The 20,888-nt window shown below is 69.6% G+C and carries 20 protein-coding genes; 11 read left to right on the top strand and 9 right to left on the bottom strand.

What is annotated here, in order from left to right; translation table 11 throughout:
* Positions 1 to 134: 134 nt before the first annotated feature.
* The gene (locus OG390_RS41525) at positions 135 to 1,742 is read right to left on the bottom strand and encodes a hypothetical protein (protein ID WP_406175188.1); all 1,608 of its coding nucleotides are present in this window, start codon (positions 1,740 to 1,742) and stop codon (positions 135 to 137) included.
* Between the two features lie 199 nt (positions 1,743 to 1,941).
* Complete coding sequence (locus OG390_RS41520) at positions 1,942 to 2,196, bottom strand: helix-turn-helix domain-containing protein (RefSeq protein ID WP_406175187.1); 255 nt, start codon at positions 2,194 to 2,196, stop codon at positions 1,942 to 1,944.
* Between the two features lie 32 nt (positions 2,197 to 2,228).
* Here OG390_RS41520 and map point away from each other — a divergent pair, with 32 nt between their 5' ends.
* Positions 2,229 to 2,996 (top strand): type I methionyl aminopeptidase, encoded by a 768-nt coding sequence (gene map, locus OG390_RS41515; RefSeq protein ID WP_406175185.1) that lies wholly within the window; start codon positions 2,229 to 2,231, stop codon positions 2,994 to 2,996.
* 41 nt (positions 2,997 to 3,037) lie between these two features.
* Here map and OG390_RS41510 read toward each other — a convergent pair whose 3' ends face one another.
* Both OG390_RS41510 and ggt read right to left on the bottom strand, forming a co-directional pair.
* Positions 3,038 to 3,463 carry a DUF4240 domain-containing protein gene (locus OG390_RS41510; RefSeq protein ID WP_406175183.1) on the bottom strand — a complete coding sequence of 142 codons (426 nt, stop codon included), beginning with the start codon at positions 3,461 to 3,463 and terminating at the stop codon, positions 3,038 to 3,040.
* Between the two features lie 84 nt (positions 3,464 to 3,547).
* On the bottom strand, positions 3,548 to 5,347 hold the full coding sequence (ggt, locus tag OG390_RS41505; protein ID WP_406175182.1) for a gamma-glutamyltransferase: 1,800 nt from the start codon (positions 5,345 to 5,347) through the stop codon (positions 3,548 to 3,550).
* A gap of 104 nt (positions 5,348 to 5,451) precedes the next feature.
* On the opposite strand from ggt, the gene OG390_RS41500 reads away from it, so the two are divergent.
* Both OG390_RS41500 and OG390_RS41495 read left to right on the top strand, forming a co-directional pair.
* Positions 5,452 to 6,213 (top strand): hypothetical protein, encoded by a 762-nt coding sequence (locus tag OG390_RS41500; protein WP_399079174.1) that lies wholly within the window; start codon positions 5,452 to 5,454, stop codon positions 6,211 to 6,213.
* 236 nt (positions 6,214 to 6,449) lie between these two features.
* Complete coding sequence (locus tag OG390_RS41495; RefSeq protein ID WP_406175179.1) at positions 6,450 to 8,024, top strand: alpha/beta fold hydrolase; 1,575 nt, start codon at positions 6,450 to 6,452, stop codon at positions 8,022 to 8,024.
* A 50-nt stretch (positions 8,025 to 8,074) separates the two neighbouring features.
* Here OG390_RS41495 and OG390_RS41490 read toward each other — a convergent pair whose 3' ends face one another.
* The 5 genes from OG390_RS41490 to OG390_RS41470 form a co-directional block, all read right to left on the bottom strand.
* Complete coding sequence (locus OG390_RS41490) at positions 8,075 to 8,965, bottom strand: amino acid ABC transporter permease (protein ID WP_406175178.1); 891 nt, start codon at positions 8,963 to 8,965, stop codon at positions 8,075 to 8,077.
* Complete coding sequence (locus tag OG390_RS41485; RefSeq protein ID WP_406175176.1) at positions 8,962 to 9,606, bottom strand: amino acid ABC transporter permease; 645 nt, start codon at positions 9,604 to 9,606, stop codon at positions 8,962 to 8,964. The genes OG390_RS41490 and OG390_RS41485 overlap by 4 nt, the downstream gene beginning before the upstream one ends.
* 16 nt (positions 9,607 to 9,622) lie before the next feature.
* A complete protein-coding gene (locus OG390_RS41480; protein WP_406178179.1) occupies positions 9,623 to 10,528 on the bottom strand; it encodes a glutamate ABC transporter substrate-binding protein in 906 nt (301 codons plus the stop codon).
* Between the two features lie 35 nt (positions 10,529 to 10,563).
* Entirely contained in the window at positions 10,564 to 11,307 is a 744-nt protein-coding gene (locus OG390_RS41475) for an amino acid ABC transporter ATP-binding protein (RefSeq protein ID WP_406175174.1), read from the bottom strand.
* A 134-nt stretch (positions 11,308 to 11,441) separates the two neighbouring features.
* A complete protein-coding gene (locus OG390_RS41470) occupies positions 11,442 to 11,882 on the bottom strand; it encodes a DUF6278 family protein (protein ID WP_406175173.1) in 441 nt (146 codons plus the stop codon).
* 265 nt (positions 11,883 to 12,147) lie between these two features.
* Between OG390_RS41470 and OG390_RS41465 the strand changes: the two genes are divergently transcribed.
* The 8 genes from OG390_RS41465 to OG390_RS41430 all read left to right on the top strand — a co-directional run bounded on the left by OG390_RS41465 (position 12,148) and on the right by OG390_RS41430 (position 20,696).
* On the top strand, positions 12,148 to 13,503 hold the full coding sequence (locus tag OG390_RS41465; protein WP_406175171.1) for a radical SAM/SPASM domain-containing protein: 1,356 nt from the start codon (positions 12,148 to 12,150) through the stop codon (positions 13,501 to 13,503).
* Positions 13,504 to 13,562: 59 nt separating this feature from the next.
* Positions 13,563 to 13,721 (top strand): hypothetical protein, encoded by a 159-nt coding sequence (locus tag OG390_RS41460; protein ID WP_189192006.1) that lies wholly within the window; start codon positions 13,563 to 13,565, stop codon positions 13,719 to 13,721.
* A 133-nt stretch (positions 13,722 to 13,854) separates the two neighbouring features.
* Positions 13,855 to 15,351 carry a coproporphyrinogen-III oxidase family protein gene (locus OG390_RS41455; RefSeq protein ID WP_406175168.1) on the top strand — a complete coding sequence of 499 codons (1,497 nt, stop codon included), beginning with the start codon at positions 13,855 to 13,857 and terminating at the stop codon, positions 15,349 to 15,351.
* Positions 15,352 to 15,355: 4 nt separating this feature from the next.
* A complete protein-coding gene (locus tag OG390_RS41450; protein ID WP_406175166.1) occupies positions 15,356 to 16,072 on the top strand; it encodes a hypothetical protein in 717 nt (238 codons plus the stop codon).
* Positions 16,073 to 16,115: 43 nt separating this feature from the next.
* On the top strand, positions 16,116 to 16,898 hold the full coding sequence (locus OG390_RS41445; RefSeq protein ID WP_406175165.1) for a class I SAM-dependent methyltransferase: 783 nt from the start codon (positions 16,116 to 16,118) through the stop codon (positions 16,896 to 16,898).
* 1 nt (position 16,899) lies between these two features.
* Complete coding sequence (locus OG390_RS41440) at positions 16,900 to 17,784, top strand: SAM-dependent methyltransferase (protein WP_406175163.1); 885 nt, start codon at positions 16,900 to 16,902, stop codon at positions 17,782 to 17,784.
* A 22-nt stretch (positions 17,785 to 17,806) separates the two neighbouring features.
* Positions 17,807 to 19,090 carry an MFS transporter gene (locus OG390_RS41435; RefSeq protein WP_406175162.1) on the top strand — a complete coding sequence of 428 codons (1,284 nt, stop codon included), beginning with the start codon at positions 17,807 to 17,809 and terminating at the stop codon, positions 19,088 to 19,090.
* Positions 19,074 to 20,696, top strand: a complete 1,623-nt coding sequence (locus OG390_RS41430) for an FAD-dependent oxidoreductase (protein WP_406175160.1) — start codon at positions 19,074 to 19,076, stop codon at positions 20,694 to 20,696. The genes OG390_RS41435 and OG390_RS41430 overlap by 17 nt, the downstream gene beginning before the upstream one ends.
* Positions 20,697 to 20,888 lie beyond the last annotated feature (192 nt).

The raw sequence follows: 20,888 nt of genomic DNA, 5'->3' as shown, positions 1-20,888 counted from the left end.
AGAGCCTCTACGCACGTAGACAAAGGCTGTAGAGGCTCGAAAGTAAGCCCCCCGAAGAGCCTTGCCAAGACCATCGTCGTTAACCCGCTGAGTCGATCACGTTTCGCACTCCTGTGGGTGAGTGACGGATCCGGTCACGCGGTGAAGCCGGCGACCCGCAGAGCGTGGACGAGGTCCCAGTGGCGTTCGTCCGAGACGCCCTGGGCGGCCTCCAGGAGGAGCGGCACGAGCCGCTGCGGATCCGCTTCCGCGCTGCGGGCCGCTTCCTCCGGGGTGCGCACGCGGACGTACGCGTCGAGCAGTGCGTCGATCTCGCGCTGTCGGCCCTCCTCGGCGAGGCTCAGCACGGCGGCCCCGATCTCCGGCGCGGGCCGGGCGACGCCCTGGCGCAGCATCTGCTGCCCGTCGGCCGTCCGGCCCGCCGCTACGAGCGCGTCCGCGGCGGCGACCAGCCGGTCCGCGGGGAGCGAGGCCGCCTCCCACAGCAGGGTGGCCCAGTCGGCGTCCAGGCCCGCGCGCTGCAGCTCCGCGGCGAGCAGCGGGAAGCGGGCGGCGGGCCAGTACGCGGCCTCGACGAGGACGGCGTGCGCCTCGCCGCTCCTGCCCTCGCTCCGCAGCCGTATCAGCATCCCGACGGTCTCGGCGGTGGCCCGCCGCGCACCGTCGTCCACCGGCTCCGTGCGCGGCCGCGCGGGCTCCTCGGCCGCTCCCGCGAAACGGGCGCCGCGGGGGGTACGGCCGCCCTGCGCGGCCGGGGCCGGGCTGGGCGGCGCCGCCTCGGGTACGACCATGGGGGCCGCCTCCGGCTCCATCATTCCGGCGAAGCGGGCGCTGCCTCGGGGGCGGCGCTTGGAGCGCTGCTTGGGGGTGGCGGGGGTCGGCTCCGGGGCCCGGGCCGGGGGCCGTTCGTGGTCACCCTGAGGGTCGGGGGCGTACCCGTCGCGACCTGCGGCCGCCGGACGGTCCGGCCACGCCGGGTCGGCGAAGGGGGAGCGCGCGGCGGGCTGCTCCGGCACGGCCGGGTCCGCGAACGGGGAGTGCGGGCCGGTCTGCTCGGGAATGGTCGAGCGATGGCGGGGTGACGACGGCCCCGGGGCGGCGCCTTCTCCGGCGCCCCGCCGAGCGCTCGGACGACCCGCCGTGTCCCCCTCGTCCTCGGGCTCCCGTACCCGGAACACATCCCCGGCGGGCCCGGCCGTGAAGTCCAGTGCGCCCTGCCCGTGGGTGTGCTGGAGGCGGCGGTCGAGGTTCTCCATGCGGTGGTGGAGCTCGGTGCAACGGGCTGTGGCGCGTTCGTGGTCGTCGTGGGCCCAGGCGAGGTCGAGCCGGATCGACTCGGCCTCCTCCTGGGAGCGGGCCGAGTGGAGCAGCCGGCCCAGCTCGGCCTGGCGCTCGGCCGCGTAGCGCTGTTCGCGGAGCATCACGTCGAGGCGGTCGCCGAGTGCGTCGCGGCCTCCGGGCCGGGCGTCGTACGCGGCGAGCGAGGCGCCGTGCAGGGCGCGGGCCCGCTCGGCTTCCTGGGCGGCGGCCCGGTCGCCGTAGTCCGCGGCGAGGTCCTGGAGGAGCGCCTCCACGACGTCCCACGGCGGCACTTCCCAGCCGTCCAGGCAGGCCCGCATGCCGTCGGGGTCGCGCTGCCAGAACACTCCGCACCAGCCGCCGCCCCGATCGAGCCGTTCCATCAGCCCGTTCAAATACCTTGCGAACTCCCGCACTTGACCCGGGAGTTGTTCTACAGCCATCACACGACTCCCCGCCCGACTGGAGTGCTCCGGTCCGGTAGAAAACACCAGCCGTGTTACAGAACGGCTACAGGGAGTTTTCGGACCGGACGCAGAGCCCTCCGGGATGGATGACACCGGTGTGCGGCCCTCCAGGGACGCAGCTGTCAGGAGACCCTACTCGCCTCCCCCGCCCGGTGGCGGACGACCAGAGGGCGTCTCATGCCACGCGAGCCAACGCGCACCGCACCACGAGGTCGTCCATCGACAGCCCGAGCACCCGCGCCAGCGCCGCCACCGTGAAGAAGGCCGGGGTGGGCGCCCGCCCGGTCTCGATCTTGCGCAGCGTCTCGGCGGAGATCCCGGCGACCGCCGCGATCTCCGCCATGCTGCGGTCACCGCGGGCGTCGCGCAGCAACCGGCCGAGCCGCTCGCCGCGTTCGCGCTCTTCGGGGGTCAGAGGGGTGCGTACCATGCCACCATTCTAATACCGGTATAGTAATTGGCATGGTGGAACTGAAGACGGACACATCGATCGACGAGATGTACGCGGCGGGCCAGGTCGTGGGCAGGGCGCTCACAGCCGTGCGGGAAGCGGCCGACGTGGGCGTCTCACTCCTGGAGCTGGACGAGGTGGCGCACCAGGTCCTGCGGGACGCGGGAGCGAGCTCCCCCTTCCTCGGCTACCGCCCCTCGTTCTCGCCCACCCCCTTCCCCGCGGTCATCTGCGCCTCCGTGAACAACGCGATCGTGCATGGCGTCCCGGACGGCTACCGGCTGCGCGACGGCGACCTGGTCTCCATCGACTTCGGCGCCGAACTGGGCGGCTGGGTGGGCGACTCGGCGATCAGCTTCATCGTCGGAAGGCCGCGCGCCGCCGACGTGCGCCTGATCGAGACCGCGGAGCGGGCCCTCGCGGCCGGCATCGAGGCCGCCGTCGTCGGCAACCGCATCGGCGACATCGCGCACGCCATCGGCACGGTGTGCCGCGCGGCGGGGTACGGCATCCCGGACGGCTTCGGCGGCCACGGCGTGGGCCGCCACATGCACGAGGACCCGTCCGTCCCGAACGAGGGCCGCCCCGGCCGCGGCCTCCCCCTGCGCCACGGCATGGTCCTCGCCATCGAGCCCATGCTCATCGGCGGCGGCACCAACGGCTACCACGCGGCCCCCGACGGCTGGACCCTTCGCACGAACGACGGCTCCCGCGCGGCCCACACGGAGCATACAGTGGCGATCACCGAGGCGGGGCCACGCATCCTGACGGCGCGCTGACTCCCGACACTCTCGCTATCTCGGCGCGCCCGACCAGCCCTTCACGTTGGAGTACGACTCGAAGTCGTAGCGGGTCCGCCGGTCCCACTGCTCGCCGATATCCGCTCGTAGGCCTCGTCCGGCACGTAGAGCAGGCTCTCGGTCGACACGGGTCCGGCCGCATACGCGATGAAGCGACAGGGGTCGATCAGCACCCGGTCGTACTCGGCGCGGCCCGTGGCGACGACGGCGGCACGTGTATGGAGGTACTGGTCCCCGGACAGCTCCCGGCCCTTCGGCTGGAGCCCGAACTGCCAACGGTCCAGCCGGTACAGGGCCCACGCCAACTGCTCGGCGAAGCCGATGACCGCGTGCAGCGGACCTGCGACGAGCATCCCGATCAGGCCTGCGGCCGGCCCGGCCCCATCAGGGTCGGGTGCCGCAGGCCGACACTCCTCGAGCAACCGCCAGAAGCCACTCTCGTCCATGCCCGCAAGGATGGCGTACGGCACTGACAATCGTGCGGGCAGCGCTCTGAACTGCCAGAACGCTGCCCGCACGGCGACTTGTGGTTACGACGCGGGCCGCACCACCATCGCGGAGCCGCCTCCGCGTCGCACCTTCTCCGCGGCCGCGAGCCACTTGCCGTTCGGGAGACGTTGGATGCCGGTCGCCGCGCCGATTTCCGGGTTTTGGCGGAAGGCGTGGCCGATGGACTCCAGCTGGGCCTTCAGAGGGCTGTTCCACAGGGCCGGTTCGAGTTCGGTCGTGGTCTGGTTGCGCTGGCTGGCGCGCGGGGCGGCGATCGCGTCCACCAGGGGCAGCCCCCGGTCCAGGAACTCCGTCAGCGTCTGCAGCACGGTCGTGACGATGGTCCCGCCGCCCGGCGAGCCGAGCGCCACCACGGGCCGGTCGGCGCGGTCGAGCACGATCGTCGGCGAGATGGACGAGCGCGGCCGCTTCCCGGGGCCGGGCAGGTTCGGGTCGTGGACGTCCGCACTCGCGGGCGTGAAGGAGAAGTCCGTCAGCTCGTTGTTGAGGATGAAGCCGCGGCCCGGGACCGTGATGCCGCTGCCACCGGTCTGCTCGATGGTCAGCGTGTACGCGACGACGTTGCCCCACTTGTCGGCTACCGTCAGGTGCGTGGTGTTCTCGCCCTCGTACGTCGTCGGGGCGGCCGTTCCGGCCGTGGAGCAGGCCGTCGGGTCGCTCGGGTCACCCGGCGCCAGCGGGCTCGTCAGCACCGCGTCGTCCTTGAGCAGGCATTCCCGCGAGTCCGCGTACTTCTGCGACAGAAGCCCCTTCGTCGGTACGTCCTCGAAGGCCGGGTCGCCCACCCAACGGCCCCGGTCCGCGAACGCGATCCGGCTCGCCTCGATGGAGCGGTGCAGGTACTGCGCCTCGCTCGCCTTCGCAAGGTCGCGCTTCTCAAGGATGTTGAGCGCCTCGCCCACCGTGGTGCCGCCCGAGGAGGAGGGCGCGATCGAGTAGACCTTCAGACCTCGGTACGTGGTCCGGGTCGGCGCCTGCTGCTTCGCCTCATACTCGGCCAGGTCCTCCAGGGACAGCTTGCCCGGGCGGGCGTTGTAGCCCGAACCCCGATCCACCGGCGGCTTGTTCACGGTGTCGACGATCTCCTGGCCGAGGTCGCCGTCGTAGATCGCGTCGACACCCTCCTTGCCCAGCTGCTGGTAAGTACGGGCCAGATCGGGATTCTTGAACGTCGAGCCGACGACCGGAAGCGCGCCGCCCGGCAGGAAGAGTTCGGCGGTGTCCGGGAAGTTCTTGAAGCGGGCCTGATTGGACTCGGTCTGCGAGCGGAAGGTCGCATCGACCGTGAATCCGTCGCGAGCGATGCGCTCGGCGGGCTTCAGCACGCTGCCCAGCCGCCTGCTGCCCCACTCGTCGAGAGCCGTCTGCCAGGTGGCGGGCGTGCCCGGTGTGCCCACGCTCAGCCCGCTGGTGACGGCGTCCGCAAAGCCGAGCGGCTTGCCGTTCTCCAGGAACAACCCGGAGTCGGCCGTCAACGGGGCCGTCTCGCGGCCGTCGATCGTGTGCACCGTGCGGGACTTGGCGTCGTAGTAGACGAAGTAGCCGCCTCCGCCGATGCCGGACGAGTAGGGCTCGGTGACGCCGAGGGCCGCCGCTGTGGCGACCGCCGCGTCCACGGCGTTCCCGCCCTTCTTCAGGACCTCGATCCCGGCCGCGGAGGCGTCCGCGTCGACGCTCGCCACGGCGCCGCCGTAGCCGACGGCGACCGGAACCTTCTCAACCGAAGCGTCGGTGGAAGACGGTGGCGCCGCCGCGCCGACCGACACCACCGCGGCCGAAACCGCCAAGACCGCCAGATTCCGCGCAAGAGGGCGACGCATCCGTACCTCCAGTCAACAGCCGTCCGCGCAGCGTAACTTCACCGCCATGCCCGCGTCAGGACCCCCTCGAACACCGTTCCGCATTGCCGCTAGCATGCGCGCCCATGACTGACGACGTGCGCAACATCGTCCTCGGCGTACTGGCGGCCGGCATCAGTGCCGCGCTCGGCTGGCTCGCCCGTACGTATTTGTGGAGGCGCAAGCTCCGCCGCAAGCAGGCGTTCTTCGGGCTGCCGGACAACTCCGAGTCGCTGCTCGTCGTCAACCGCGACGCCGGCAGCGCCGACCTCGCCGTGCACCGCTACGACGTGTTCGCGCTCCTTGAACTCTCCGCACTCATCAAGGACTGCGGCGCGCACGCCGAGGTGATCACCCAGGACGCGGCCCGGCAGGGCTTCGGAGAGCGGACGGAGTTCTGCGTCGGCGGCCCGGGGTCGAACAGGCGCATGGCTGCCCATATGCACGCGATGCTGCCCGGCGTGCGCGTGAACACCGACGCGGAACCGGGCCCGGAGCGACTGGCGTTCCAGATCGGCAGCGAGCAGTACCGCATGGAGCCCGGCCTGACCGAGTACGTGCTGCTGGCACGGCTCACCGCCGGGCAACCCGGCCTGACTCGGCCAGTCTTCCTCTTCTGCGGCCAGCGCGCGATCACCAACCAGGCGGCGACCCGCTATCTCGCCCGCAACCACGAACGCCTCGCGCGCAAGCACGGCGACAAGTCGTTCGTCCTGCTCCTGAAGGTCGTGAACTCCCAGGCGTACGGCCCCGACGTCGTCGAACTCGTCGCGGACGTCACCCGGGCCGCCCAGACCCCGCTCCCCACGCCCGCGAACCCGCGCAATTCACACCGGGCGACCTCCTGAAGTCCTCTGCGCATGCCATCCGGGGAGCAGCGGACAGCCCACTGGAACGAACGGTTCGACTTGCGCACGGAATGAGTACTTCAGAGCGTCACGGCACACCGTTCAACGTCTCTTCACTCACGAAATCAACACCTCAACAATCGTTACCCGCACGTAACTTACCGACGGGTTACTTCCGGTAAGCGACCGAGGTTACCGTCGGGTCACTTTGCGCTGACACGAGTGAGGAGTGACCCGTGGGACACGGTCGCAACGCCCTGCGTACGTCCGCCGTCGGTGCCGTCTCCGCGACGCTGATCGCCACCGCCGGCCTCGGTATGGCCCCCGCCGCCCAAGCCTCCACCGGCGCGACGGGGCTTCGCTTCGTCGACATCTCCGGAGACGGCGGCACGGTCCTCAAGGCCAACGTCGTCACCCCCCCGGGCGCCGACGGCACCCGCGACTACCCGCTCATCGTGCTGCCCACGAGCTGGGGCCTGCCGCAGGCCGAGTACCTCGTACAGGCCCAGAAGCTCGCGAACTCCGGCTACGTAGTCGTCAGTTACAACGTCCGAGGCTTCTGGCAGTCCGGCGGCGAGATAGAAGTGGCAGGCCCGCCGGACGTGGCCGACGCATCCAAGGTGATCGACTGGGCGCTGGCGAACACCCCCTCCGACGCACAGAAGGTCGGCATGGCCGGGATGTCGTACGGTGCCGGCATCAGCCTGCTCGCCACCGCGCACGACAAGCGGATCAAGGCGGTTGCCGCCCTCAGCGGCTGGGCCGACCTCATCGACTCGATCTACTCCGGCCGCACCCAGCACGCCCAGGCGGCCGCCCTGCTGGACGGTGCCGGAACGATCACCGGCCACCCCAGCCCCGAACTCCAGCAGATCTTCAAGGACTTCTTCTCCTCCGACCTCTCCAAGGAACAGGAGATCATCGCCTGGGGGAAGAAGCGTTCCCCTGAGACCTACATCGACCAGCTCAATGCAAACGGGGCGGCGGTCATGCTGGCCAACGGCTGGGGCGACACGATCTTCCCGCCGAACCAGTACGTGAAGTTCTACGAGGAGTTGACCGGTCCGAAGAGGCTGGAGTACCGGCCCGGCGACCACGCCACGGCCGAGGTGACCGGACTCTTCGGACTCCCCAACGACGTGTGGACGGACACCGGCCGCTGGTTCGACCACTACCTCAAGGGCGAGGACAACGGCATCAATCGCGAGCAGCCGGTCCGGCTCAAGTCCCGTACCGCGGGCGGCTACGAGGGCTACCCGGACTGGAAGTCCGTCGGCCCGACCACGAAGAAGATCGCCCTGTCCGGCACCCAGACCATCCACACGAACGTCGACTCGGGCGCGGACGGCGGGGTCATCTTCCTCTCCAGCATCCTCGACCAGCTCGCCCAGCTGCCCCCGATGGCGTCGATCCCGCTGCTGCCGCGCTACTGGGCGGCCGTGTGGCAGTCGGAGAAATACCAGAGCGCACAACAGGTGCGCGGCACCGTCAAGCTGCACACCACGGTCACCGGCACCAAGGAGAGCGGCACCCTCGTCGCCTACCTCTACGACGTGGGCCCGCTCGGCCTCGGCAAGCTGGTCAGCAACGCGCCGTACACCTTCCACGGGCAGACGCCCGGAAAGCCGTTCGGCCTCGACCTGGAGCTGTACTCCACGGCCTACGACGTCCCGGCAGGGCATCGACTCGCTCTGGTCGTCGACACGGTCGACCCGCTCTATATCGAGCACAACCCGTCCGGCGCGCAGCTGACCTTCTCCTCGCCGGAACACGACCCCTCATATGTGTCGGTGCCCCTGCGCGAGCAGTGATCTCCGGCTGCCGCCGTCCGGGTCTGGCCCTGTGAGCTGCTGCTTTCCCCCTACAGTCGCGGGGCTGTGGGGGGACCCCCACCCGGCAGCAGCGTCCCTGGTTCGGCCGGTGCCACCTCCACGGCCTCGGTCTTGGGACTGCGCCGCTCCCACCGGGACACCCACTGGGCGAACCAGGAGAGCAGCATGCACATCCCGATGTAGATCGGTGAGATCACCATCACCACGGGGATGAACGGCAAATCGTAGTCGAGGTTGGACGCGATGAGCTTCCCGGCGTGGAGGAACTCCTCATAGGTGATCAGATAGCCGAGCGAGGTGTCCTTCAGGGCCACCACGAGCTGGCTGATGATGGCGGGCAGCATGGCCCGTGCGGCCTGGGGCACGAGGACGTACGACATGACCTGGGTCTTGCGCATGCCGAGCGCGAACGCGGCCTCCCGCTGGCCGCGTTCGACGGAGTTGACGCCCGAGCGGAAGACCTCGGCTAGCACCGAGCCGTTGTAGAACGTCAGCCCCGCGACCAGCGCGGGCAGCGGCTGCACCTTCAGCGCCACGAAGATGAAGAAGATCATCACCAGCACGGGCATGGCCCGGAAGAACTCGACGACCAGCGTGGAGATCCAGCGCACCGGACGATGCTCGGAGAGCCGCCCCGTCGCGAGCACGGTGCCCAGCGCCAGCGAGAGTACCGCGGCGATCGCGAAGGCCTTGAGCGTGTTGCCCAGGCCGCGCAGCAGCAGCTCCTGGATGCCCTTGTACTCGAAGGGCATCCACTTCGTGTAGGTGAACTGCTCGGTGTCGAACAGGAGATACAGGATCCAGCCGATCAGGACGAGGATCAGAGCGGTGGACACGATCCCGTACATCCGGTGCCGCCGACGGGTCTTGGGACCCGGGACGTCGTAAAGGGCTGTGGACTCGACGGTGTTGGTGGTCATCGGGGTACTCCCCAGCGCTTTTCGAGGGCGTTGAAGACGGCGCTGATGGTGAGGGTGATGATCAGGTATCCGACGGCGATCCAGAAGAAGGTCCAGACGATGTTGTAACCGAGTTCGCTGAGTGTCTTGTAGGTGCCGAGCAGCTCGTTGACGCTGAACGCCCCCGCGATCGCCGAGTTCTTGGCGAGCGCGATGAGTGTGGAACCGACCGGTGGGATCACCGAACGGAAGGCCTGCGGCAGGACGACCAGGGACAGCGTCTGGTTGAAGTTCATACCGAGACTGCGGGCGGCTTCGCCCTGCCCCTTGGGCACGGTGTTGATTCCGGAGCGCAGCGCCTCGCAGATGAAGGCCGAGGTGTAGCAGCCGAGCGCCAGGACCGCGAACACCTTGAAGGGCAGCACGAGCCCGAAGCGCGGCAGGCCGAGCAGCACCGCGAAGAACAGCAGGGTGAGCGGGGTGTTGCGCAGCACGGTCACCCACACCGTGCCGAAGGCCCGCAGGGAGCCGACCGGGGCGACCCGGAACGAGGCCATCACGAAGCCGAGTGCGAGGGCCAAGGCCGAGGCATAGACGGTGAGTTCGACCGTGCCGAGGAATCCTTCGACGAAGATGGAGAAGTTGTCTGTCAGTACGTTCATGCGGCCGCTCGTCCCTTCAGCTCGCCGGGTAGCGGTCGATCGGGGGCGGGGTGGGCGCCGGCACGCCGGACAGGCCGAGCGTCGCCTCGTACGCCTTCTTCCAGTCGCCGTTCTTCTCGCGGGCCTCCAATGCGTCGTCGAGCGCGAACCGCAGCGCGTTGTCGCTGCGCGGTACACCGATGCCGTACGGCTCCTCGGAGAACGGCTTGCCGACGACCTTGAGTTCGTCGGGCACCTTGGCCGCGTAACCGATCAGAATCGCGTCGTCGGTGGTGACGGCGTCGACCTGGTAGGTGAGCAGGTTGTCGACGCAGACCGAGTACGTGTCGTACGCGACCAGCGTCGCTTGCGGATAGTCGGTCTTGATGCGCTGGTACGGGGTCGAACCGGCCGCCGAGCAGACGCGTTTGCCGGCGAGGTCCTGGGGCCCGTGGATGTCGTTCTCGTCCTTGCGCACCAGCAGGGACTGACCCGCCATGTAATAGGGGCCCGCAAAGCCGACCAGTCTCTTGCGCAGGTCGTTGATGGTGTACGTGCCGACGTAGTAGTCGATCTGGCCGTTCTGCAGGGCGGTTTCGCGGTTGGCGGAGGCGATCGTCTTGAAGCGGATCGTCTTCGGGTCGAAACCGAGGGAGGCCGACATCATCTTGGCGATCTCGATGTCGAAGCCGGAGTAGGTGCCGGTCGCCGGGTCCCTCTCACCCAGGTACGGCTGGTCCTCCTTGGCGCCGACGGTGAGGTAGCCGCGCTTCTTGGCCCGCTTCCAGGTGGGCGACTGCGGGAGCTGAAATCCATGGTCCACTTGGTAGTTGGGCAGTTCTTCGGCGGCGGGACCCTTGACGGGCGGGCTGCCCTCCTTGCCGCAGGCGGCGACGGCGGCCGTGGCGATCAACGCCGTGAACGCCGCGACGGCACGGCACATACCTTTCGTACGGATCACGCGGTGCGCTCCCCCGCTCAGTGCCTGAGAATCTTGGAGAGAAAGTCCTTGGCCCGTTCGCTGCGCGGGTTGGTGAAGAACTCCTCGGGGGTGCGGTCCTCGACGATGCGACCGTCCGACATGAACACCACACGGTTGGCGGCGGAGCGCGCGAAGCCCATTTCGTGGGTGACCACGACCATGGTCATACCGTCGCGCGCGAGTTGCTGCATGACCTCCAGGACCTCGTTGATCATCTCGGGGTCGAGCGCCGAGGTCGGCTCGTCGAAGAGCAGCGCCTTGGGGTTCATGGCGAGGGCGCGGGCGATGGCCACGCGCTGCTGCTGTCCGCCGGAGAGCTGCGCCGGGTATTTCGGGGCCTGCGAGACGAGGCCCACGCGGTCGAGCAATTCGAGGGAGCGCTTGTCGGCCTGCTCCTTCTTGCGGCCGCGGACCTTGATCTGGGCCAGCGAGACGTTCTGCAGGACCGTCTTGTGCGCGAAGAGGTTGAAGGACTGGAAGACCATGCCGACCTCGGCGCGGAGCTTGGCCAGGGCCTTGCCCTCGGCGGGGAGCGGCTGACCGTCGAGCTTGATCGCCCCCGACTCGATGGTCTCCAGACGATTGATCGTTCTGCACAGTGTCGACTTGCCCGACCCCGACGGGCCGATGATCACGACCACCTCCCCCTTGCCCACGGTGAGGTTGATGTCCTGGAGGACATGCAGCTCCCCGAAGTACTTGTTCACGTCGTGCAGCTCGATCAAAGGATCGACAGCCATGCCCAGCCCTACCCACTCTCAGCTGTGTCGCCGTCGCCGCAAACTATCCAGGCAAGATCGGACTTGGTCCGCGACACGCACTTTTCGGGCATTAGCCGTATTTACGACGATGGGGTCGCTGTCGAACTCATGAACTACCCCTCGGCGACCTCCGCGTAGAGCTGCGAGAGTTCGGGGACACCGCTGGACGCCCACGCGTGACCGCCCGCGACCACATCGATCTCGCGGCCGGAGGTCAGCCGCACCACGGGCTGGCCGTTGGGCCAGATCTCCCAGGCCGCGCCGGGAACCGTACGCACCATCACCGTGCCGAGGTAGAGGCCGGCGTCATTGCCGAGCCAGGGCAGGCTCTCCTCGTCGTCGCGCCAGCGCGGGAGCAGTTGATCCAGGGCCTCCAACGAGGCCACGGAATCGTCGAGTTCGACTCCCGCCCGGTGCGCCTGGGAGCGCAGCAGCTCGCACTCCGAGAGCAGTTCGGCGATGCCCTCGGGATCGCTCTCACCGTCGGAGAACACCGCGACGCCGAAGGCGAGGCCGCGCTTCTTGCGCCAGTTGCCCAGGAAAGGGATGTTCATACACCCAGCGTGTCACCCACTCCGCCGGTCGCACCACAGGCGCGCGGAGTTGCCTGGTCACCGCAGGCCTGGTCGGCACGGGCCGGACCGCCGGAGCGCTCCCCTCCCGCACCGCCCGCCACCGTCGCCCGTACGGGCCGCCGCCCCGGCCCGTACGGCACACCTTGCCAACGGTATTCATCCTCCGTAGAGTTCATCACAGCATGAGTTCAACATTCGTTGACTTACATGTTCCGCCATCCCATGACCAGGAGAGGCAGGGCCCGTGCAGAAGATTCCCTTCCAGGTGAACGAGGGCGGGATCGTCGCTCTGCTGCCGAACGGCCATGTCGAGTTCCTCGCCGCATCCGCACGGGAGTTGATCGAGCGTCACAACTCCGGGCGGGCGGTGACCGCCGCCGAGTTGATGCACCACGCGCTCGCCGACCCGCTGGTGGCGCTGGACCGGTTCCATCTGCCCGCCCCGGCCATCGCCTTCGTGGAGACCACGAACCTCTGCAACCTGCGCTGTCGGCACTGCTACGCGGACTCCGCACTCAAACGGCCAGACGAGATCTCCACGCCCCGCATCAAGCAACTTCTGGACGACTTCGCGGAGATGGGCGTGCTCCAGGTGTTTCTGACGGGTGGTGAGATCTTCTCGCACCGGGACGCGGTCGAGATCATCCAGCACGCCCGCAGCAAGCCTTTCAGCACACAGATCTTCACCAACGGGCTGCTGGTCACCGAGGAGAAGCTGGCCCGGATCCCGGCAGGGCAGTCGTTCTTCATCAGCTTCGACACCGCCGATCCCGAGCGCACCGTCCGCGGGCGGATGGACTTCCCCAAGCTCCAGCACGCGTTCGAGATGATGCGCAAGCACGGGCATGTGTTCCGCACCGCCATCTCCGTCCATCGCAACAACATCCAGGACGCCGAGGAGATCTTCGAGTGGTGCGCCGAGCGGGGGTATCCGCGCCCCCAGTGGCTGGAGACGCACCCGGTGGGCCGGGCCCTGCTCCACCCGGACATGCTCCTGCGCCCCGAGGACGTCGACGAGGTGTTCGAGGTCTACCAGCGGTGCATGGACCGGTACTCCACCGAGCCGGACCAGGAGCCTGTCGAGGCGCCCGCCGGTCCCGCCCGGCGCGCCGCCGACGAGATCCGCGGGGTCGACACCATCCAGTTCTGCCAGCGCCTGGAGCGAGCGGTGGGCCAGGAGAAGTGCGGCCGCTCGGTCGTCTACGTCAACAGCCGCGGCGACGTGTACCCGTGCAGCAACTGCATGTCGGGGCAGCTCTACAAGGCCGGCAACACCACCGAGAAGTCGTTCGCGGAGATCTGGGAGCACGGCTTCGACGAGTTCCGTGACATCCGCTTCAGCGACCACTCGGTGTGCGGCTCGTGCCCGGTGGCCGCGGAGGACATCTGGTGCCAGTTCCGCTGCCCGCCGCTGGCCAAGAACATCACCGGTGACCCCAAGGGCTGCGGCGCCACCGAGTACCTCCAGGAGTTCACGCTGCGCTCCGGCCGCTACTGGCGCGCCCGCAAACAGCGCAACGTGCGCCTGACCCTGACTCCCCGTCAGTCGAGTCCGGCCGACCCGTCAGCCCCCAACCGACTCCCGCTCCCGACGAAGTGAGCGGGTCCCTGTCCCACGGCGGCGCGACCGCTGCCGCCTCCACCGAAGGGAAGGCAACCATGCCCGAAGAGAAGAAGGTCATCCGCATTCACCTGGAGCCGGGGCAGGAGGGCGTGACCCTGAGCGCCGTCGGAGCCGCCTCGGCCACCGCGCCCGCCGAGACGCTGGTGGAAGCCACCAACATCACGGAGGCCACGGTCATCGAGGTCGAGATCTGACCGAACGCCTTTGCCGGCAGGTGACGAAGCGGTGTACCACTTCCCGGCCCGTTGAGGGGCGGGCCGGGAAGGCCCGCCGACGGCAAAGGCTCGCTCGACATCCGTTCTTCCCGATTCAGGAGACGAGGTCGCGATGAGCAAGACGGCTGCTTCGGCCGGCATCACAGCACTGCGCCCCGGTACGGACACCGCGCCGCGCCCCGGTACGGGACTCGCGCGGCTGCTCAGGGAGAACCCCGCGCTGCGGATCGGCCAGGACGAGTACAACATCAACGTGACGGCCAACTACGGGGACCAGCTGTCCATTTCGGACACCGCCGACGCGATGCGGAACCATCCGGGAGCCGGCCGGCCCGCCCATCTCTACTTCCATGTGCCGCTGTGCGCGTACATCTGTCACTTCTGCAACTACGTCAAGCGCAAGGTCGCGGACGGCCCCGAGGGCGAGGCCGCGCCTCGGATCTGGACGGATCTGCTGCTGGACGAGTCCGGCCGGCGGCTCGCCCACGCCCCCTGGCTGGCGCACGCCCCGATCGAGTCCGTCTATCTGGGCGGCGGCACGGCCTCGCTGCTCGGCACGGAGCAATTACGGCGGCTGCTCGACCACATACGCGCCCACTACACCCTCGCCGACGACTGCGAGATATCGCTCGAGGGCAACCCGGACAACTTCCAACGGGATGAACTCGCCGAGGCCTGCGCCATCGGCTTCAACCGCTTCAGCGTCGGTGTGCAGTCCCTGCAGAGCGAGGTCAACGCGTTCGCGGGACGCGGCCACGACGCAGCCATGTCGCTGCGGGCCATCGACAAACTGCGGGCCACCGGGAAACCGTTCAACGTCGACATGATGTTCGGGTTGCCGCACCAGACGACCGGCAAGATCGCCGACGACATCCGGCACCTGATCGACCTCGACGTCCCCACCATCACCATCTACCGGCTGCGCAACGCCGACCGGGCCAAGATGGGCATCGGCAACCGGGCGCTGTGGAACGTCGAGAGCGTCAAGACCCGACTGCGCGAGGAGCACCTTTTCCCCTCGCTCGGCGAGACCTACGCGATGCGCGAGGCCGTCGTGGAACTGCTGCTCGACGGCGGCTACCACCCGAGCCCGTGCGGCTGGTGGAACCGGCCCGGCGTCTACCCCGAGGGAAACATCCCCCGGGTCTCCCGGAACAAGTGGCAGCGGCACGATTCGATGATCGCGTACGGCCCCGGCGCGTACGGCTGGCTGACCGGCGACGGGGACACCGTGGTGCAGACCCACAACATCGCCGACATCTCCGGGTACGCGCGCCGCCTCAAGGAAGGCCCGGGGCTGCCGCTCGCCTCCGGACGGCGACTCACGGGCCATCAGGCGATCGGGATGGTGCTCGGCTTCGCGTTCAAGGCGAACCAGCCCATCGACGCGGGCCGCTTCCGGCGGCGGTTCGGCATCGAGCTCTTCCGTGACGAGCCGTTCGCGGGGGTCTTCGCCGACCTCATGGACCGGGGTCTCGTCCAGCCGGTGCCCGGCACCCCGGAGAGCGTCGCCCCCACCCTGGACGGCGAGGCGCTCCACGAGGAGATCATCAGCGTCTACTTCCACCAGCGCATCGGCGGCTTCGCCGAGGCCGTCTGCCACCGGTGATCCGATGAACGTGCATCAGCGCACCCAATGGCGCAAGGACCCGGACGGCGCGCGGTACCGCATGCGCCGGTCCTTCCCGGCAGAACCGGCCAACGCCACCGTGCTGCTCGCCGCGCCCGGCACGGTCTCCATCCTGGACGGGCAGGGTCGCGACGACCGCCTCCTCGACGAACTGACCGGGCGGCTCGTGGCCGGGGGCGCACAAGTGCTCACGTGCGACATGCCCGGCTACGATCCGAACGCGCCGTCCACGGCGGACGATCAAGGCGAGCGGGCCGCACGACTCTCCCAGCTCATGGACGCACACGCGCACTTGCTCGTCCCACCCCTCGTCCTGCTGGGGTTCTCGCTGGGCGGGCAGGCTCTGCTGCGCCTGCTGCGCTCCGGTGAGCCCCGACAGGCGGACCGGGTGGTGCTGGTCGGCACAGTGGTCGAGGAGGACGTCTTCATCAACTCCCTCGTCTCCTCGATCGATCTCGTCTACGGCAGCCTCGACCTCGTCGGATACGTGACCGACTCGGACGACGAGAATCTGCCGCCCGCCGTGTTCGCGCCGGACATGTACGGCCAGTGGTCGGCGAGCCGGCTGGTCGGCCGGCGCTCCTTCGAGGTCCGCGTCCATCTGCTCGAAGGGCTCGGACACACCCTCCACCCGTGCGGCCCGGGTCCCTCCAGGGACCCGCTCCCGGCGCTCACCTCCCTGATGAGCACCGCTCAATGACAGTTCGTCAGTAAGCCAGAAGAGGAAGAAGGCGGCGCAGGACATGCTCTCCAGCCAGCGATTCGACAAGATCGCCGAAAACTTCGCGACCAGTGAGGTGCACCGGTCGAGCCCCACGATGGAGGCGCTGCACGAGACGCTCGGTCCGCAGACGGGCCGCGAGATCTGCGATGTCGCCTGCGGCGCAGGCCACCTGGCGCTGTCGTTCGCCGACGAACTCCCGGCCCGTCTGGTCGCCGTGGATCCCGCGCCCAACATGCTGGCGTCCGTCCACAAGCTCGCCGCCGAACGTGGCGCCACCGTGGAGACGGCGCAGGCGTACGCCGAGGAACTTCCCTTCTCCGACGCCTCCTTCGACCTCGTGGTGTCCCGTCTGGCCCCGCACCACTTCCGTGACATGCCGACGGCGGTGGGCGAGATGGCCCGGCTGCTGCGCCCCGGCGGACGGCTCGCCGTCATCGACCTGGAGGGGCACGAGGACCCCGACATCGACGCGCTGAACCACGAGTTGGAGATGCTGCACGATCCGACGCACCAGCGCAGCTACACCCTCACGGAGTGGATCGGCTTCCTTCAGGGCGCCGGGCTCAACGTCCCGGTGGCCAGGGGCTCGCAGTCCGAGAGCCGTACCGGGGTGCCCGTCAAGCGCTGGTGCGAGATCGCCTCGTCCGGCGCCGAGGCGGAGCGGGCGATCCGGGCACGGCTCGCCGAGGCCCCCGCGCCGTACCGGGACGCGCTCGGGATCCGTCAGGACGGCGGCGAGTTCTTCATCCCCGTGCGCACCTGCATGGTGATCGGCGTCAAACCGCTCGGCGGGGTGCGCTGACATGCCGGTGATCAGGCTCTTCTCGCCCGCCCCCAGCCCCGGAGCGGCCGCGCTCGGGGAGCTGGCCGATTCCGTGACCGCGCTGCTCGGGATTCCACGCGGCCACTGCTGGCTCTGGTGGCAGCGACTCGCACCCGACAGCTTCCACCGGCCCGAATGGCGCGCGGGCGAGGCGGCCCCGGCTCCGGTCGGCTTCGTCGTGTGCAAGGAGAGCTACAGCAAGTCCCAGGTGCGACAGCTGCTGCGGCTGCTCCAGGACCGTCTCGGCGATCTTCTCGACGTACCCCGCGAGGAGGTCTATCTGACGGTGCAGCGCGCCGTCGCAGGTGAGTTGCTCGTACGGGATCAGCTGTGGTCTCTGGACGGAGATGCCGCAGGGACGGCCCTGGCCGGCGCAGACAGAGGGACTGACATGACCGGTGACGCGATCACGGACCTGGTGCCGATCGCCCATGTGCACAACGAGCGGCGTGAACTCATCGACGACAACTGGGGCGAGGTGGCCTCCGTCATCCGGCTGGACGCCGAGCGGTTCACCACGAACGCGCTGCTCTCCCTCGACTCCTTCTCCCACCTCGAAGTCGTCTTCCACTTCCACCGGGTGCCCCTGGACAAGGTGCAGGAAGGCGCCCGCCATCCGCGCAACAACCCGGAATGGCCGCTCGCCGGCATCTTCGCCCAGCGCGGCAAGAACCGGCCCAACCGCATCGGGGTCTCCCGCTGCCGGCTGGTCAAGACGGACGGCCTCGATCTGCATGTCGTCGGGCTGGACGCCGTCGACGGCACCCCCGTGCTCGACATCAAGCCGTATCTACGGCAGTTCGGACCGCGCGAGGAGGTCGTCCAGCCGGAGTGGGTGGACGACCTGATGCGCACCTACTACTGAACTCCTACCGAGTGAGGGCGACATGACACAGGCAGCGGAACGGGCGCGGCGCGGGCCGCTGTCCGGTGCGGCGGCCGCTCTGCTCGTCGCGGTGTTCATCGACGCCCTCGGCAGCGGGCTGTACATGTCCGTGTCGGTCGTCTTCTTCACCCGGTATCTGCATCTCAGCGGCGGCGAAGTGGGCGTCGGGCTCTCCGTCGCGGGTGCGGTGTCCTTCCTGTCCCTGGTGCCGATCGGTGTCCTGGCGGACCGGGTCGGCCCGCGGCGCATGCTGATCGGCGCCCATCTGGTCCGGGCCGCGCTGCTCACCTGCTACCCGTTCGTGTCGGGCTTCGCGCCGTTCCTCCTCGTGGTGTCCTTGCTCGCGGTGGCCGACCGCGCGGCCTCCCCATTGGTCCAGGGGCTGTTCGGTACGGCGGTCGGCAAGGAGCAGCGGGTCCGAGCCATGGGGCGCGCGCGGTCGCTGCAGAACCTCGGGCTCGCGCTGGGCGGCCTCGTGGCCGGTGCGGCGCTGGTCCCGGACAGCGACGGCGTGTACGTGGGCATCGTGTACGCCAACTCGCTCTCGTTCGTGCTGGCCACGGCTCTGGTGGCGCGACTGCGGACGGCCGCGGACACCGCGCAGGGCGGCGGGCGGCCGCTGCCGTGGAAGCAGCGGATCAGTGTCTTCCGGGACCGGCGGTTCGCCCTGCTCACCGGGCTGAACTCGGTGGTGAGCCTGCATGTCACCGTCCTGACGGCCGGTGTCCCGCTGTGGGTGCTGGCCCATGACCGGATGCCACGGGCGGCCATCGCCTGGACCCTGGTGCTGAACACGGTCGTCGTGGTGATCTGCCAGGTCCGGGCCACCCGCGGTATCGAGACCGCCGAGGACGGTGGGCGCGCGCTGCGGCGCAGTGGTCTGCTGCTCGCCGTGTGCTGCTGCGGGCTCGCGGTCACCGGGGCGGTGCCCACGGGCGCCGCCGTGGCGTTGCTGCTGGGCGCCGTCGCGTTCCAGGCGTTCGCCGAGATGTATCAGCAGGCCGGGGCCTGGGCGATCTCGTACGACCTGGCGCCGGAGGACCGGCGGCAGGTGTATCTGGCCTTCTTCGGCCTGGGGAACGCGGCGCGCAACACGTACGGGCCGCTGGTCATCGCCTTCCTCGTGGTGCAACGGGGCGCGGTGGGCTGGCTGTTGCTCGGGGCGCTGGTGCTGGGTGCCGGCGCGTGGGCGGCCCGGTTCGGTCGGTCGCTCGCCACACCCGCTCCCCTGTCGTCGTCACCCGTGCCCCACGTCCAAGGAGGAATCCGTGGCCATCGCTCCTGAACAGTCCGTGATCGTCGTCGGGGCCGGGCCCACCGGTCTCGCCCTCGCCTGTGAACTGGCCGCCGGGGGTGTGTCCTGCACGGTCCTCGAACGCCGTCTCGTGCCGTCCACGCAGTCCCGGGCCATGGGCCTGTACAGCAGGACCATGGAGGTGCTCGATCTGCGCGGTCACGCCGACGGGCTGGTGGCCCTGGGCCGGCCGGTCAGCCGGATGGTGCCCGCCCGCGGGGCCCGCGTCGACTTCGCCGAACTCGACACCCGGTTCCCCTATCTCAATGTCATCCCGCAGAGCCGCACCGAGGAGGTGCTGCAGCAGCGGGCCCTCGACCTCGGGGTCACCATCGAGCGCGACGCCGAGGTGTACGGGCTCGCACAGGACGGCTCGGGCGTCACGCTCCAGGTGCGGTCGGGCAGCGGGGAGTGGGAGGAGAGCGCCGATTTCGTCGTCGGTTGCGACGGCGCCCACAGCGTCGTACGGGAACTCGCCGGGATCGCGTTCCGCGGTCGTACGTACGGGATCGCGCCGATCCTCGCCGATGTGCGGCTGCGCAAGCCGCCGCCGGACGATGTGCTGATCCTGTCCGGCGGGGGCGGCGTCATGGTGTCGGTGCCGTACGGCGACGGGCTGTACCGGATCGCGGTGGCGCGCCGGGACCGGCCGTGGACACGGGAGCCCGTGACGCTGGAGGAACTGGGCGAGGTGCTCACGCGGGCGCTGGGGTTCGATCCCGGGCCGCACGATCCCGAGTGGCTGGCCCGGTTCAAGATCCATCAGCGGATCGCCGACCAGTACCGGCTCGGGCGGGTGCTGCTGGCCGGGGACGCGGCGCATCTGCACTCGCCGCTCGGCGGACAGGGGCTCAACCTCGGCATCCAGGACGCCGTGAACCTCGGGTGGAAGCTCGCCGCTCAGGTGCAGGGGTGGGCGCCGGTCGGGTTGCTCGACTCGTACGAGGCGGAGCGGCGCCCGCAGGCGGAGCGGATTCTGCGGGCCACGGACCGGGCCACGCGGGTGGCCACGACCGCGTCGCAGGCGGTGACCGCGTTGCGTCGTACCGCGATGGCGAAGGCGCTCTCGTATCGGCGGATCCGCAAGGTCGCCGGGGAGTCGATCTCGGGGCTGCGGAACGGGTACGCGGCGGGACGTGGGGCGCGGGTGCCCGGTGGTGGCCTGCGCGGTCTTTCGGTGCGGGCGGGGCAGCGGGTGCCGGATCTGACGGTGCCTCGGGTCGGGGCGGCGCCGGTGCGGCTGTACTCGCTCATGCGGGACGGGCGGTTCGTGCTGCTCGACCTCGGGGAGGACGGCGCCTGCGCGGCGGTCACCGAGGCCTGGGGGTCGCGGGTGAGTCCGGTGCGGGTGTGTGCCGCGATGCCCGAACTGCCGGGGGTGGGCGCGTTGTTGGTGCGGCCCGATGGTTACGCGGCCTGGGTCCATGGCGACCAGGACCCGGGCGGGCGGGCGGAGCGGATGCGGCTGGCGCTGCATCAGTGGTGCGGGGTGGAGGGGCCGGCTCCGCAGCTGGCCCCCGAGGTGGCGGGCGGTGTGGTGAGCGTGGCGTCGGAGCCGGCCGCCTCGCAGGAACCCGCCTCTGTCGAACAGGCCTGATGCTCCTGCCGGTCGGTGGTGGGTCGGGGCCGTGCCGGTAACTCCACCCGTCGCCGGTGGATCAGACGTCGGGTTCGTGGGAGGCGTTTCCGGATCCGGACGTGAGCGACGGGCACGCGATGTACCGGCACGGCCCCCTCCCGTGCGTTCGCGGGTGCGGGTGGTGGGGCGTGACTGACTAGGAGGACGTTG

Source organism: Streptomyces sp. NBC_00996 (genome assembly GCF_045162675.1).
Classification (GTDB): domain Bacteria; phylum Actinomycetota; class Actinomycetes; order Streptomycetales; family Streptomycetaceae; genus Streptomyces.
This window is presented reverse-complemented; position numbering and strand designations above follow the sequence as displayed.

Excerpts from the sequence above, each read along its gene's own strand:
- OG390_RS41525 (WP_406175188.1), bottom strand. The coding sequence starts at position 1,742 with ATGGCTGTAGAACAACTCCCGGGTCAAGTGCGGGAGTTCGCAAGGTAT.
- OG390_RS41490 (WP_406175178.1), bottom strand. The coding sequence starts at position 8,965 with ATGACCACCAACACCGTCGAGTCCACAGCCCTTTACGACGTCCCGGGT.
- map (WP_406175185.1), top strand. The coding sequence starts at position 2,229 with ATGGTGGAACTGAAGACGGACACATCGATCGACGAGATGTACGCGGCG.
- OG390_RS41475 (WP_406175174.1), bottom strand. The coding sequence starts at position 11,307 with ATGGCTGTCGATCCTTTGATCGAGCTGCACGACGTGAACAAGTACTTC.
- OG390_RS41460 (WP_189192006.1), top strand. The coding sequence starts at position 13,563 with ATGCCCGAAGAGAAGAAGGTCATCCGCATTCACCTGGAGCCGGGGCAG.
- OG390_RS41485 (WP_406175176.1), bottom strand. The coding sequence starts at position 9,606 with ATGAACGTACTGACAGACAACTTCTCCATCTTCGTCGAAGGATTCCTC.
- OG390_RS41470 (WP_406175173.1), bottom strand. The coding sequence starts at position 11,882 with ATGAACATCCCTTTCCTGGGCAACTGGCGCAAGAAGCGCGGCCTCGCC.
- ggt (WP_406175182.1), bottom strand. The coding sequence starts at position 5,347 with ATGCGTCGCCCTCTTGCGCGGAATCTGGCGGTCTTGGCGGTTTCGGCC.
- OG390_RS41480 (WP_406178179.1), bottom strand. The coding sequence starts at position 10,528 with ATGTGCCGTGCCGTCGCGGCGTTCACGGCGTTGATCGCCACGGCCGCC.
- OG390_RS41520 (WP_406175187.1), bottom strand. The coding sequence starts at position 2,196 with ATGGTACGCACCCCTCTGACCCCCGAAGAGCGCGAACGCGGCGAGCGG.
- OG390_RS41500 (WP_399079174.1), top strand. The coding sequence starts at position 5,452 with ATGACTGACGACGTGCGCAACATCGTCCTCGGCGTACTGGCGGCCGGC.
- OG390_RS41440 (WP_406175163.1), top strand. The coding sequence starts at position 16,900 with ATGCCGGTGATCAGGCTCTTCTCGCCCGCCCCCAGCCCCGGAGCGGCC.
- OG390_RS41445 (WP_406175165.1), top strand. The coding sequence starts at position 16,116 with ATGCTCTCCAGCCAGCGATTCGACAAGATCGCCGAAAACTTCGCGACC.
- OG390_RS41435 (WP_406175162.1), top strand. The coding sequence starts at position 17,807 with ATGACACAGGCAGCGGAACGGGCGCGGCGCGGGCCGCTGTCCGGTGCG.
- OG390_RS41450 (WP_406175166.1), top strand. The coding sequence starts at position 15,356 with ATGAACGTGCATCAGCGCACCCAATGGCGCAAGGACCCGGACGGCGCG.
- OG390_RS41510 (WP_406175183.1), bottom strand. The coding sequence starts at position 3,463 with ATGGACGAGAGTGGCTTCTGGCGGTTGCTCGAGGAGTGTCGGCCTGCG.
- OG390_RS41455 (WP_406175168.1), top strand. The coding sequence starts at position 13,855 with ATGAGCAAGACGGCTGCTTCGGCCGGCATCACAGCACTGCGCCCCGGT.